The sequence below is a fragment of the Kitasatospora sp. NPDC048239 genome, assembly GCF_043202015.1.
Taxonomy (GTDB): Bacteria; Actinomycetota; Actinomycetes; order Streptomycetales; family Streptomycetaceae; genus Kitasatospora.
In genome coordinates this window covers 111,971-124,886 of the sequence record NZ_JBICZP010000017.1, presented here as the reverse complement: position 1 = coordinate 124,886, position 12,916 = coordinate 111,971, and the positions used below count along the sequence as shown (strand labels likewise).

The following is a 12,916-nucleotide window of genomic DNA, read 5'->3' as shown; positions in this document are numbered from 1 at the left end:
TGTGATCAGCGGTAACAGCATGAACTCCTGACTGGCTGTCCGGTCCACACCTCCGCAACCCTCCTCACATCGACCGGAGCCGTGGACCGCCCTGTGCGGACGCTCCTCGCCGGGCCGCCCGAGGCCTCCGCAGGACCAGGCCGGAAGCCACCGCGGACCCGGCCCGGCCCGCTGTCCGCCCCGCTGCCCATCCCGCTGTCCACCCCGCCGCGCGACCCGAACCGCCCACCCCGGAAGGACACCCCGCCCCATGCCCGCCCCGCCCCACCGGCCCGCCGCCGGCCCGTCCGGCGCCCCGACCCGGAGGGCCGGCGGGTGACCGGCTTCCTGCGCCGCCGCCTGCTGCTGGCCGTGCCCACCCTGCTCGGCGTCACCGCCGTGGTCTACGCGACCGTCGCCCTCGTCCCCGGCGACCCGGTCTCGGCCTTCCTCGGCCCCGGCGCCCCGCCCGAGGCCCGCCGGGAGCTCACCGAACGGCTCGGCCTGGACCGGGCGCTGCCCGTCCGGTACGCCGAGTGGCTGGGGCACGCCCTCACCGGCGACCTCGGCACCTCCGTCTCCAACCAGCGCCCGGTCTCCGCACTGCTGCTCCCCGCCCTCGGCCAGACCCTGACCCTGACCGCCGCCGCCTTCCTGCTGGTCCTGCTCGGCGGCACGGCCCTCGGCGCGCTCGGCGCACTGCGCCCGCACGGACCCGGCGGACGGCTCTCCGGCGCGCTGTCCACCCTGGCGGTCTCCGCACCGCAGTACTCGGTGGCGCTGCTGCTGATCGCCGTGTTCTCGGTCCAGCTGCGCTGGCTGCCGGCCGGCGGCACCCACGACGTGTTCGGCTCCGGCGGCCCGGCCGACCTGGTCCGGCACCTGGTGCTCCCCGCCCTCGCCGCCGCGCTCGTCCCGCTCGGCCTCACCGCCCGGGTGTTCCGGGCCGCGCTCGGCTCGGTGCTCGCCGGCGACCTCGCCGACGGCCTGCGCGCCCGCGGCCTGGGCCGGGCCGCCGTGCTGCGGCACTGCGTGCACAACGCCTCGCCCGCGCTGCTGACCATCGGCGGCCTGCAACTCGCCTACCTGCTGGAGGGGGTGGTCTTCGTGGAGACCCTTTTCGCCTGGCCCGGCATCGGCCGGCTGCTCTACGACGGGCTGACCGCCCGCGACCTGCCGCTGGTCCAGGGCGGGGTGCTGGTGGTCGCGGTGGCGTTCGTCGGCGTCAACATCCTGGTCGACGCGGCGCACGCGGCGATCGACCCCCGGGTGAGGAGCTGACATGCCGTCGAGAAGAGCGGGCGTGCTCGTCCCCGCCGCCCTGGCCGTCCTGCTGGTGCTGGTCGCCGCCGCCGCGCCGCTGCTCGCCCCCGACGACCCGGCGGCCGGCCGCCTCCAGGACCGGCTGCTCGACCCTGGCACCCCCGGCCACCTGCTCGGCACCGACGGCCAGGGCCGCGACCTGCTGAGCCGGCTGATCTGGGCCGCCCGGGCCTCGCTCACCGGCGGGCTCGTCCCGGTGGCCGTCGCCGCCGTCGCCGGAGCCCTGCTCGGCATCGCGGCCGGCCTCGGCAGCCGGTTCACCGAACAGGCCCTGCTGCGCTCGCTGGACGTGCTCTACGCCTTCCCCGGGGTACTGCTGGCGATCGCCGTCGCCACCCTGTTGCGGCCCGGCCTCGGCGCGACCGTCCTCGCGCTGTCGGTGGTGCTCACCCCGGCGGTCGCCCGGGTGGCGTTCACCGAGACGCGGCGGATCCGCACCGCCGAGTACCTGGAGGCCGCCCGGGTGAGCGGCGCCAGCTGGGGCGCGCTCGTCCTGCGCCAGGTCCTGCCGGTGGTGGCGCCCGTGGTGCTGGTGTACGCCTCCTCGCTGGTCGGGCTCTCCATCGTGTACGCCGCCGGCCTCTCCTTCCTCGGCCTCGGCGTCGCCCCGCCCACCGCCGAGTGGGGCGCCATGCTCGACGAGCTGCGGCCCGCCCTCCTCACCCACCCCTGGGTGGCCGTCCTGCCCGGCCTCGCCATCCTGCTGGTCTCGGTCGTCTTCAACACCCTCGGCGAGGCCCTGCGCACCCGCATCGGGGACGGCGCCGCCCACCTTCCGGCGGCCGCCCGCCTCCCGGAGGCCGCCCACCTCCCGGAGGCCGTCCGATGAGCGCACTGCTGGAGGTCGAGGACCTCACCGTCGAGTACCCCGGCGGGGTGCGGGCGGTGGACGGGGTGTCGCTCACCCTCGGCGCGGGCGGCGCGCTGGTACTGCTCGGCGAGTCCGGCAGCGGCAAGACCACCGTCGCCCGCACCCTGCTCGGCCTGCCCGGCCGGGGCGCCCTGGTCACCGGCGCGGTCCGGCTGGAGGGCGCCGACCTGGGGGCCCTCGGCGAACGGGAGCGGTCCGCGATCCGCGGCCGCCGGATCGGGTACGTGCCGCAGGACCCGACGGCCTCGCTCGACCCGCTGCGCCGGATCGGCCCCCAGCTCGCCGAGGTGCTGCGCCGCCACCGGGTCGCCGACGGTCGCCGGTCGGCTCGCGAGGCCGTGCCGAAGCTGCTCGCCACCGCCGGCATCCCCGACCCGGAGCGGATCGCCCGCGCCTACCCGCACGAGCTCTCCGGCGGGCTGCGCCAGCGGGCCGCGATCGCCCTCGCGGTCTGCTGCGGGCCCGGGCTGCTGATCGCCGACGAGCCGACCACCGCCCTGGACGCCCTGGTCCGAGGCCGCATCCTGGACCTCTTCGCCACCCTGCGCGCCGACTGCGGCATCGCGCTGCTGCTGGTCACCCACGACCTCGCGGCCGCCCGGCGGGTCGGCGGGACGGTCGCGGTGATGCGGGCCGGGCGGGTCGTCGAGCACGGCCCGGCCGAGCGGGTCCTCGCCGACCCGGACCACGCCTTCACCGCGGCCCTGGTCGCCGCCGAACCGGGAGCACGCCGATGACGGGCACGCCGCTGACGGGCGATCCGTCGACCCTCGGGGAACAGCCCGCGCTGCTCACCGTCGACGGCGCGGTCAAGCGCTACCGCGACCGGACCGCCCTGGACGGCGTCAGCCTGACCGTCGCACCGGGCGAGACCGTCGGCCTGGTCGGCGAGTCCGGCTCCGGCAAGTCCACCCTGGCCCGGCTCGCCCTCGGCCTGCTGACCCCCGACGCGGGCACCGTGCGCTTCGCCGGCCGCGACCCGTCCCGGCTGCGCGGACGCGCCGACCGCGCCGTCCGCGGCCGGCTCCAGTTCGTGCCGCAGCACCCGCGCGGCTCGCTCAACCCCGGTCTGCGGGCCGGCGAGGCGGTCGCCTTCGCGCTGCGCCTGCACGGCACCCTCCGCCGCGACCGGCCGGCGGCCGTCGCCCGCCTCTTCGAACAGGTCGGCCTCGCCCCGGGCCTGGCGGACCGCTACCCCCGCGAGCTGTCCGGCGGGCAGCTCCAGCGGGTCGCCGTGGCGCGGGCCCTGGCCACCGGCCCCGACCTGGTGGTCTGCGACGAACCGACCTCCGCGCTGGACCGCAGCGTCCAGGCCCGGCTGCTCGACCTGCTCACCGAACTCCAGCAACGCACCGGCCTGGCCTACCTGTTCATCTCCCACGACCTCGCCGTGGTCCGGCACCTGGCCCACCGGGTGCTGGTCCTGCGGCACGGCCGGGTGCTGGAGGAGGGCCCGGCCGCCGAGCTCTGGGACGCCCCCGCCCACCCGTACACCCGGGCGCTGCTCGAAGCCGCCACCGGCCGCACCCCGGGCACCTGAACCACCCGCACCCTTCTCACCTGCACTCTCCAGCTCTCCAGACGAACGAGGACCCCATGAGGCACAACGCCCGCATCCGCTCCAGAGCCGCCGCGCTGTCGGCCGCCGCCGTCCTGCTCACGGCCGCCGGCTGCGCCTCCGGCACCGACGGCAGCGGCGCCGCGGGCGCGGGCGGCGACGAGCGCGGCGGCACCCTGGTGATCGGTGCCACCGGCAGGCTGCCCAACCCCGACACCGTGATCGGCGGCGCCGGCTTCGAGGGCAAGCGCCTGGTCGGCTTCCAGATCTACGAGGGCCTCACCCGCTACGAACTCCTCAAGGACACCGACCGGCCGCCGGTGGTCACCGGCGCCCTCGCCACCTCCTGGGAGGTCGCCGCCGACGCCAGGACGTGGACCTTCACCCTCCGCAAGGGCGTCACCTTCCAGGACGGCACCCCGTTCGACGCCGACGCCGTGCTCTTCAACCTGGCCCGCTACCTGGACCGGAACAGCCCCGAGTACACCGACGCGCTCGGCGCCGCCGCCAAGGAGTACGCGGGCGGCATCACCTCGTACCGCAAGACCGACGAGGACCACGTCGAACTGGTCACCAAGGAGCCCAACGGCCACTTCCCCGAGGACCTCGCCCACGTCCTGATCGCCAGCCCCACCGCGGTGCGCCGGACCGGCTCCGCCGACTTCTCCCAGCACCCGGTCGGCACCGGGCCGTTCGCCTTCGCCTCGCAGACCGACGGCCAGGAGATCGACCTGGTCGCCAACAAGACCTACTGGCGGGGCGCCCCCAAGCTCGACAAGCTGGTGATCAAGGCGCTCCCGGACGCCGCGGCCCGCACCGCCGCGCTGCGCTCCGGCGGGGTCAACTGGATCGAGTACCCCAACCCCGACGACATCGACAGCCTCAAGGCCGACGGCGTCCGGATCGCGAGCAACAGCTACGACCACCTCTGGTACTGGATCCTGGACACCGCCAAGGCGCCCTGGAACAACCCGCAGGTCCGCCGGGCCGCCAACTTCGCGATCGACCGCAAGGCCATCGCCGAGAAGCTGCTGCACGGCACCGCCGACCCCGCCTACCAGGCCGCGCCGCGGGCCACCGCCGCCTACGACCCGGCCGGCGACCTCTACTCCTACGACCCGGCCAAGGCCAGGCAGCTGCTCGCCGAGGCCGGCCTCCCGAACGGCTTCGCCACCTCCGTCACGGTGCCGACCGGCGGCTCCGGCAACCTGCTGCCGGTGCCGATCGCCGAGGCCCTCCAGCGCGACCTCGCCGCCGTCGGCATCAAGGTCGAGCTGCGCACCACCGACTGGACGACCCTGATCGGCGCCGAGGCCAAGGGCCAGGTCGCGCTCGGCTCGGACGCCATCGCCCAGTCCACCACGCTGTTCCAGTCCGAGGCGCTGCTGCCGCTGTTCATCGGCTCCAAGAGCCCGTTCTGGACCGGCCACTACGCCAACCCGCAGGTGGACGAGCTGCTCGCCTCCTCCGCCGCATCGGCCGACCAGGCCGGCCGGCAGGCGGGCTACCGCAAGGCGCTCTCCCTGGTCAGCCAGGACGCGCCCTGGCTCTTCGTGGTCAACGACCGCAACCCGCGGGCCCTGTCGCCCAAGGTCCAGGGCCTGGTCCAGCCGCAGTCCTGGTTCCTCGACCTGACCACCGTCCGGGTCGGCAGGTAGCCCGCCCGCCACCCGGCCCCGACCGGGCGGCGCACGCACCGCACCCAAGGCACCACAGGAAGGACGGCCATTCCCATGACCGCCCCGCACCAGCCGCACCACCGCACCCAGGCCGTCGCGGCGACCGCGCCGCCCGCCGAACCGCCGAAGTGGGGCGTCACCCTCCCGCTGCCGGGCCTGACCATCGACCGGCACCGGTTCCTCGTCGAACGGCTCCCCGACCTCGGCTACACCGACGTCTGGAGCGCCGAGGGCGGCGGCACCGACGCCTTCACCCCGCTCGCCGCCACCGCCGCCTGGTCGCCGAGCCTGCGGATCGGCACCGGCATCGTCCCGGTGCACACCCGCGGCCCGGCCGTGCTCGCCCAGACCGCCGCGACGCTGGCCCAACTCGCCCCCGGAAGGCTGCTGCTGGGCATCGGAGCCTCGGTGCCGGCGCACGTCACCGACATCAACGGGATCCCGTTCGACGAGCCGTTCAAGCGCACCAGGGACGTGCTGCGCTTCGTCACCCGGGCGCTGCGCGGCGAACACGTCTCCGGCGACTTCGACACCTTCTCGATCAGCGGCTACCGGCTGCCGCACCCGCCCGCCGACCCGGTCAAGGTCATCCTCGGCGCCCTGCGCCCCAACATGCTGCGGCTCGGCTTCACCGAGGGCGACGGTGCCATCACCAACCTGCTGTTCCCGCAGGACGTGCCGAAGATCCTGGACGCCGTGGGCCCGCAGCCGCCCGGCAAGGAACTGGTGGTCAAGGTGTTCGTCTGCCCGACCGAGGACACCGACTACGCGCACCGGGCCAGCCGGCCCTTCCTCGCCTGGATCCTGAACCGCGAGCCGTACCGGAAGTTCCACGAATGGCTGGGCCACGGCGACCTGCTCGCCGAGACCCACCAGCGCTGGGCGGCCGGCGATCCGGAGGGCGCCCAGAAGGCCCTGCCGGACGAGGTGGTCGACGGACTGTTCGTCAGCGGCTCCCCCGAGGAGTGCCGCGAGCGGATCCTCGCCTACCACCGGCCCGGCGTCACCACCATCCAGCTGTACATCTCCCTGCCGCCCGAGGTCTTCGTCAGCCGCTCCCGGCTGCTCGACACCCTGGCCCGGCTCGGCCCGGCCGCACTCTAGGTCCTCTCTTTCGGATCACGCCGGGTGGTCGCCACCGACCCTCCACGTCACCTTGCGAGGCACCCATGGAACTCGAGATCCGCGGCGGGGTCCGCGCCGCCGCCGTGCCGGGCCGCACCCCGCAGGAACGCCAGGCGCTGCGCTGGGCCCCCGACCTGCGGGACCGCACCGCCGACCCCGCCCACGTGGCCCGCACCGCGCGGGAGAACGAGGAGGACGGACTGGACAGCGCCCTCGTGGTGCAGTCCAGCTCCTGGCCCGACCCGTGGCTGGTGGCCGGCTGGGCCCTGGCCGCCACCAGCCGGCTGCGGATCGCCGTCGCCCACCGGGTCGGCACCACCGCGCCCACCGTCGCCGCCCGCTCGCTCGCCACCCTGGACCGGCTCTCCGGCGGGCGGGCGGCGGCCCACGTCATCGTCGGCTCCAGCGACCTCGACACCGCCCGCGACGGCGACCGGCTCGACAAGGAGGAGCGCTACCGCCGGGCCGACGAGTACCTGGAGGTCTTCACCCGCTACCTGGCCACCGGCCAGGACATCGACCACAAGGGCGAGTTCTACACCGTGCACGCCGCCCGCCCCGGCCTGCGCCCGCGCCCCGGCGGCGAACTGCTCTCCTTCGGCGGCTCCTCCCCGCAGGGCCTCGACCTCGCCGCCCGCTACGCCGAGGTGTACGCCGTCGGACCGCTGCCGCTGCCCGACACCCGCCGCCGGATCGCCGAGGTCCGGGCCGCCGCCGCGGCCCACGGCCGCACCCTGCGGATCTGGCGGCACGTCACCGTCGTCCTCGCCGACACCGACGAGGAGGCCCGCGAACGCGTCCGCCGGCTGCGGCACGACGCCCTGCGGCTCACCTCGGGCCCCGGCGGCGGCCGCTGGGCGGAGGCCGTCCAGCTCGACCGGGACCGCGAGCGCGGCCGCTCGGACCCGCGCCACGGGGCGGACCAGGTCGCCGCGTACATCCGCCGCTCGCTCACCGCCGCCTACGCCGGCTCGCCCGCCACCGTGGCCTCCCGGATCGGGCTGCTGCGCTCGGCGGGGGTGGACATCGTGCAGCTCGACCTCCCGGTGGAGACCGACCACGACCGCGAGCTGCGCCGGGCCCTGGTCACCCGGCTGCGCACCGGCCGCGGCACCCTCGCCGCCGCCCGCGGCTGGTGAGCCGGCGCCGGGCCGGCCGCACGGGAGTGGCCGTTGAGCGCCCTTCCACTGCTCCTCGACCGCGCTGCCGTCGACCGCCCGTGCCGCCCGGTCACCCGTAAGGATTGATCTGCCGGGCACCGGGGTTGCCCGGGGCGCGATCCGCGCATCAGCTGTCTGTTCGTGCAGACACGGGGGCGCAGGGGGCGAGCAGAGGAGGCGCGCGTGGTCGAGTCCAGGTCCGCGACCGAGCCGGCGACGGAGGGCGGACCGCCGCCCAGACGGCCCGAACGCCTTCAACTACGCCTGTTCGGCGGCTTCGAGCTGTGCTGCGGCCCGGAGCGGCTGGTCCTCCCGCTGAACAGCCAGCGCCTCGTCGCGCTGCTCGCCCTGCGGGTGGCGGCCACCCGGGGCCAGGCCGCCGGAATCCTCTGGCCCGAGGCGTCCGAGCAGCAGGCGAGCGGCCGGCTGCGCACCACCCTGTGGCGGCTCCAGCGCACCGGCCGGACGATCGTCGAGTGCCGCGGCCGGCTCGCCCTCGCGGCCGGGGTCGACGTGGACGTCAGCACCTGGGTACGCGCCGCCCGCCGGCTGCTCGACGCCCCGGACGCCGCCGACGCCCCGCGGCCAGCCCCGATCGAGCCCGTGGGGGATCTGCTCCCCGGCTGGTACGAGGACTGGGCGCTGGCCGAGCGCGAACGGCTGCGCCAGCTCCAACTGCACGCCCTGGAGACGGTCTCCGGGCGGTTGGTGGAGGAGGGGCGGTACGCCGAGGCGCTGGACACCGCCCTGCGGGTCGTGCAGCTTGAGCCGACCAGGGAGAGCGCGCACCGGGCGGTGATCCGGGTCCACCTGGCCGAGCGGAACCTGGGCGAGGCCGTCCGGCAGTTCGACGCCTGCCGGGTGGTCCTGCGAAGGGAGTTGGGCGTCGACCCGTCACCCCTGCTGCGGGCCCTGCTGGACCAGGTGGATCCGCCGGCCGTCCCGTAGGAGGGCCGGCCGGGGCGGGGTCGGGCCATGTCGGGAACGGTCGGGGGCGGGGTCGGGCCATGTCGGGAACGGTCGGGGGCGGGGTCGGGCCATGTCGGGAACGGTCGGGGGCGGGAACGGTCCGCCCGGGAACGGTTGGGGCGGGTTCAAACCGCCCGAACGAGCCACCCGCCGGTCACCTCTGGTGATGGATCGGTGACGCGGTGGTGACATCCGCTCTGCCAGGCTGAGCCCCATCCGATGGCAGAGGAGGCGGAGATGGGCCCCCAACTCACTTACCCGGGCGTGTACGTCGAGGAGATCCCGAGCGGCGTACGGACGATCACCGGCGTGCCCACGTCCATCACCGCCTTCATCGGCCGGGCGCGGCGCGGTCCACGGGACGTTCCGACCACGGTCTTCGGCTTCGAGGAGTTCACCAGGCGCTTCGGCGGGCTCTGGAGCGAGAGTCCGCTGGGCTACGCGGTCCAGGACTTCTTCGCCAACGGCGGCGGTCGGGCCGAGATCGTCCGGCTGGCCTCCGCGGGCACGACCTCGGCCAGGCTGGCGGTCGGCGGACTCACCCTGGAGGCCGTGGAGCCCGGGTCGTGGGGCGTCGCGCTCCGGGCGGAGGTCGACCAGCTCGACACCAGCCAGGCCGTCGCGGACGAACTCGGCGTCGACCGGTCCTCGCTGTTCAACCTGACGATTCGTGAGTCATCCCCCGGTGGGCGGACGGAGAGCTTCCACAACCTCTCCGGCGCGGTCAACGCCCGGAACGTGAAGACCGTGCTGGAGGCCGGCTCCACCCTGGTGCGGGTGGTCGGCGATCCGGGCCCGATCGACCCGGCGAAGCGCCTCGACGCCCTGGGCGCAGCCGAGGAGGCCGTCAGACTCGCACGGGAGGCCTACCAGCAGGACGGGACGAAGAAGCCACAGCTGGACGCCGCCGAACTCGCCCTGCGCAAGGCGGTGGACGACGCCCGGGCGGCGGTGAGCGACGGCGGCGCCCTCACCGCCGCCGACTTCCTGGGGAACGGCGCCGAGGCCGCACAGAAGGGCCTCTACGCGCTCGACCACCTGGACGTCTTCAACCTGCTCTGCATCCCGCCGCACCGGCGCGACGGCACCGACCTGGAGCCCGGCCTGATCTCCGCAGCGCTGGCGTACTGCAAACGCCGCCGGTCGATCCTGCTGGTCGACCCGCGCCGTGACTGGAGGATCGGGGGCCTGCCGCCTGAGCAGTGGCTGGACCAGATCGACGGCCCGCGTGAGAACGCCGCCGTCTACTTCCCGATGCTGCGTCGGCCCGATCCCGAACAGGGCGGTCTGATCACCGACTTCGTGCCGTGTGGTGCGGTGGCGGGGGTGTTGGCGCGGACGGACGGGGTGCGTGGGGTGTGGAAGGCGGCGGCGGGGTTGGAGGCGGGTCTGGTGGGGGTGTCGGATCTGTCGGTGCGGTTGTCGGATGGTGAGAACGGTTTGTTGAATCCGTTGGGGGTGAATTGTCTGCGGTCTTTTCCGGTGGCGGGTCGGGTGGTGTGGGGGGCGCGGACGTTGGCGGGTGCGGATGTGTTGGGTTCGGAGTGGAAGTATCTGCCGGTTCGGCGGTTGGCGTTGTTCGTCGAGGAGAGTTTGTTTCGGGGGACGCGGTGGGTGGTGTTCGAGCCGAATGGTGAGTCGTTGTGGGCGGAGGTGCGGTTGAACGTGGGGGCGTTCATGCAGCAGTTGTTCCGTCAGGGGGCTTTGCAGGGGCGGTCGCCGCGGGAGGCGTATTTCGTGAAGTGTGATGCGGAGACGACGACGCAGGCGGATCGGGATCTGGGGGTGGTGAACATCCGGGTGGGGTTCGCGCCGTTGAAGCCGGCGGAGTTCGTGGTGGTGCAGGTGCAGCAGCTGTCGGAGCAACTCCCGTCCTGACCGGGCGGGTGACCAGCGGAACAGGAGGGGCCGTGCCTGAGCAGCTCGCCCAGCCGGGCGTCTACATCGAGGAGATCCCGAGCGGTGTCCACACCGTCACCGGAGTGGCCACGTCCATCGCCGCCTTCGTGGGCCGGGCCGCCCGGGGCAGCGTCGACCAGCCGGTCGCCGTCACCGGGTTCGACGGCTTCGTCCGCGAGTTCGGCGGGCTCTGGGCCGGCAGCCTGCTGGGCTTCGCGGTCCGGGACTTCTTCCTCAACGGCGGCGGCCAGGCCGTGATCTGCCGGCTCTACCACCCGGCGGACGGCACCGGCCACGCCCGGCTCACGATCGGCAGCGGGGTTCGGCAGGTATCCCTGAAGGCGGTCTCGCCCGGCGCCTGGGGCAACGGCCTGCGGGCCCGGGTGGATCTCACCGGGGCGCCGCCCGGAGAGCTCTTCACCCTCGTCGTCCTGGACCAGGGCACCGGGCGGACGGAGCGGTACGCCGGGGTGTCCCTCTACTCCGACCACCCCCGCTGCGTGCGCACCGTCCTGGAGCGGGAGTCCTCCCTGGTGCGCTGGGCCGTCGACCCGCTGGCGCCGCCGCCCCCCGGCGGCACCCGCGTCCGCCCGGATCCGCCGGCCACCGCCGGGGCCTGGCAGGACGCGGCGGGCCGGGCGGATGCCGCGGTCGTCGCGGCCGCGGCCGCGCTGAAGGAGGCCGTCGACGGGCCCGCACGGGCGTCCGCCGTCGACGAGCAGGTCTCGGACGACCAGCCGGTTGACGGGAAGACCGCGCACGAGGCGCGGGCCGGCGCCGCGGTGGAGGACCTGCGTACCGCCCTGGCCGAGGCGAAGGCCAAAGCCGCAGCGGCGGCCGCCGGCCTCGGCGGGGCGGACAGCGCCGACCTGCCCGACACCGAGGAGGTCATCGGCCAGTACGAGCGGCTGCTCGACCGGGCCGACCTGTTCAACCTGCTCTGCATCCCGCCGTACCGGCTGAGCGGTGCGGACGTCGAACCGGTGGTCTTCGACCGGGCCGCCGCCTACTGCAGGCGCCGCCGGGCGGTGCTCCTCGTCGACCCGCCGTCCGGCTGGACGACGGCGGAGGCTGCGCGCACGGGCTTTCGCGCGGAGGCCGACCAACTCGGCGGGCGCGGGCCCGATGCGGCGGTCTACTTCCCCCGGCTGCGCCAACCGAACCCGTTCAAGGCCGACGCGCTGGACTCCTTCGTGCCGTGTGGTGCGGTGGCGGGGGTGTTGGCGCGGACGGACGGGGTGCGTGGGGTGTGGAAGGCGGCGGCGGGGTTGGAGGCGGGTCTGGTGGGGGTGTCGGATCTGTCGGTGCGGTTGTCGGATGGTGAGAACGGTTTGTTGAATCCGTTGGGGGTGAATTGTCTGCGGTCTTTTCCGGTGGCGGGTCGGGTGGTGTGGGGGGCGCGGACGTTGGCGGGTGCGGATGTGTTGGGTTCGGAGTGGAAGTATCTGCCGGTTCGGCGGTTGGCGTTGTTCGTCGAGGAGAGTTTGTTTCGGGGGACGCGGTGGGTGGTGTTCGAGCCGAATGGTGAGTCGTTGTGGGCGGAGGTGCGGTTGAACGTGGGGGCGTTCATGCAGCAGTTGTTCCGTCAGGGGGCTTTGCAGGGGCGGTCGCCGCGGGAGGCGTATTTCGTGAAGTGTGATGCGGAGACGACGACGCAGGCGGATCGGGATCTGGGGGTGGTGAACATCCGGGTGGGGTTCGCGCCGTTGAAGCCGGCGGAGTTCGTGGTGGTGCAGGTGCAGCAGCTGTCGGAGCAACTCCCGTCCTGACCGGGCGGGGACAGACGGCCGGGCGGAAACGACCGGCAGATCGACCGGGACACGACGAGGAAGCGCAGACGACATGGCCCAGTTCACCGTGAACACCCAGCGGTTCGACCCCTACAAGAACTTCAAGTTCCGAGTGCGCTGGGACGGCCGGTACGTCCTCGGCGTCAGCAAGGTCAGCGGGCTGAAACGCACCACCGAGGTGGTCAGGCACCGCGAGGGCGGCGACCCGTCGAGCAGCCGGAAGTCCCCGGGCCGCACCGAGTACGAGGCGATCACCCTGGAGCGGGGTGTCACCCACGACCCGGAGTTCGAGCAGTGGGCCGACAAGGTCTGGAACTACGGCTCGGTCGGTGCCGAGTCCGCGCTGAAGAGCTTCCGCAAGGACGTCACCATCGAGCTGTACAACGAGGCCGGGCAGCTGGTCCTCGCCTACAAGGTGTACCGCTGCTGGGTGTCCGAGTACCAGGCCCTGCCGGACCTCGACGCCAACGCCAACGCCGTGGCCATCCAGCACCTCAAGCTGGAGAACGAGGGCTGGGAGCGCGACACCGAGATCCCCGAACCCCAGGAACAGGGGTGAGGGT

11 protein-coding genes are annotated in these 12,916 nt (G+C 74.3%); all 11 read left to right on the top strand.

Translation table 11 applies throughout. The annotated features are described in order from the left end of the window. Positions 1–315 precede the first annotated feature (315 nt). The 11 genes from ACGFZP_RS33275 (at position 316) to ACGFZP_RS33225 (ending at position 12,912) form a co-directional block, all read left to right on the top strand. Complete coding sequence (locus ACGFZP_RS33275; RefSeq protein ID WP_392940082.1) at positions 316–1,260, top strand: ABC transporter permease; 945 nt, start codon at positions 316–318, stop codon at positions 1,258–1,260. 1 nt (position 1,261) lies between these two features. Further along, on the top strand, positions 1,262–2,131 hold the full coding sequence (locus ACGFZP_RS33270; RefSeq protein WP_392940080.1) for an ABC transporter permease: 870 nt from the start codon (positions 1,262–1,264) through the stop codon (positions 2,129–2,131). Beyond that, positions 2,128–2,910 carry an ABC transporter ATP-binding protein gene (locus ACGFZP_RS33265; RefSeq protein WP_392940078.1) on the top strand — a complete coding sequence of 261 codons (783 nt, stop codon included), beginning with the start codon at positions 2,128–2,130 and terminating at the stop codon, positions 2,908–2,910. The genes ACGFZP_RS33270 and ACGFZP_RS33265 overlap by 4 nt, the downstream gene beginning before the upstream one ends. Further along, positions 2,907–3,713 (top strand): ABC transporter ATP-binding protein, encoded by an 807-nt coding sequence (locus tag ACGFZP_RS33260; RefSeq protein WP_392940076.1) that lies wholly within the window; start codon positions 2,907–2,909, stop codon positions 3,711–3,713. The genes ACGFZP_RS33265 and ACGFZP_RS33260 overlap by 4 nt, the downstream gene beginning before the upstream one ends. A gap of 56 nt (positions 3,714–3,769) precedes the next feature. Beyond that, entirely contained in the window at positions 3,770–5,389 is a 1,620-nt protein-coding gene (locus ACGFZP_RS33255) for an ABC transporter substrate-binding protein (protein ID WP_392940074.1), read from the top strand. A 75-nt stretch (positions 5,390–5,464) separates the two neighbouring features. Continuing rightward, positions 5,465–6,514 carry an LLM class F420-dependent oxidoreductase gene (locus tag ACGFZP_RS33250; protein WP_392940072.1) on the top strand — a complete coding sequence of 350 codons (1,050 nt, stop codon included), beginning with the start codon at positions 5,465–5,467 and terminating at the stop codon, positions 6,512–6,514. Positions 6,515–6,579: 65 nt separating this feature from the next. Continuing rightward, positions 6,580–7,674, top strand: coding sequence for an LLM class flavin-dependent oxidoreductase (locus ACGFZP_RS33245; protein WP_392940070.1), 1,095 nt, complete (start codon positions 6,580–6,582; stop codon positions 7,672–7,674). A gap of 204 nt (positions 7,675–7,878) precedes the next feature. After that, positions 7,879–8,643, top strand: coding sequence for a BTAD domain-containing putative transcriptional regulator (locus ACGFZP_RS33240; protein ID WP_392940068.1), 765 nt, complete (start codon positions 7,879–7,881; stop codon positions 8,641–8,643). A 258-nt stretch (positions 8,644–8,901) separates the two neighbouring features. Further along, the gene (locus tag ACGFZP_RS33235) at positions 8,902–10,542 is read left to right on the top strand and encodes a phage tail sheath family protein (RefSeq protein ID WP_392940066.1); all 1,641 of its coding nucleotides are present in this window, start codon (positions 8,902–8,904) and stop codon (positions 10,540–10,542) included. 32 nt (positions 10,543–10,574) lie between these two features. Continuing rightward, positions 10,575–12,332, top strand: coding sequence for a phage tail sheath family protein (locus tag ACGFZP_RS33230; RefSeq protein ID WP_392940064.1), 1,758 nt, complete (start codon positions 10,575–10,577; stop codon positions 12,330–12,332). A 73-nt stretch (positions 12,333–12,405) separates the two neighbouring features. Further along, positions 12,406–12,912: a phage tail protein gene (locus ACGFZP_RS33225; RefSeq protein ID WP_387948927.1), complete on the top strand. Its 507-nt coding sequence runs from the start codon at positions 12,406–12,408 to the stop codon at positions 12,910–12,912. Positions 12,913–12,916: the final 4 nt, after the last annotated feature.

Bases quoted from the DNA above. Each gene is read 5' to 3' on its own strand.
- ACGFZP_RS33270 (WP_392940080.1), top strand. From the start codon at position 1,262: ATGCCGTCGAGAAGAGCGGGCGTGCTCGTCCCCGCCGCCCTGGCCGTC.
- ACGFZP_RS33225 (WP_387948927.1), top strand. From the start codon at position 12,406: ATGGCCCAGTTCACCGTGAACACCCAGCGGTTCGACCCCTACAAGAAC.
- ACGFZP_RS33245 (WP_392940070.1), top strand. From the start codon at position 6,580: ATGGAACTCGAGATCCGCGGCGGGGTCCGCGCCGCCGCCGTGCCGGGC.
- ACGFZP_RS33235 (WP_392940066.1), top strand. From the start codon at position 8,902: ATGGGCCCCCAACTCACTTACCCGGGCGTGTACGTCGAGGAGATCCCG.
- ACGFZP_RS33255 (WP_392940074.1), top strand. From the start codon at position 3,770: ATGAGGCACAACGCCCGCATCCGCTCCAGAGCCGCCGCGCTGTCGGCC.
- ACGFZP_RS33260 (WP_392940076.1), top strand. From the start codon at position 2,907: ATGACGGGCACGCCGCTGACGGGCGATCCGTCGACCCTCGGGGAACAG.
- ACGFZP_RS33250 (WP_392940072.1), top strand. From the start codon at position 5,465: ATGACCGCCCCGCACCAGCCGCACCACCGCACCCAGGCCGTCGCGGCG.
- ACGFZP_RS33265 (WP_392940078.1), top strand. From the start codon at position 2,128: ATGAGCGCACTGCTGGAGGTCGAGGACCTCACCGTCGAGTACCCCGGC.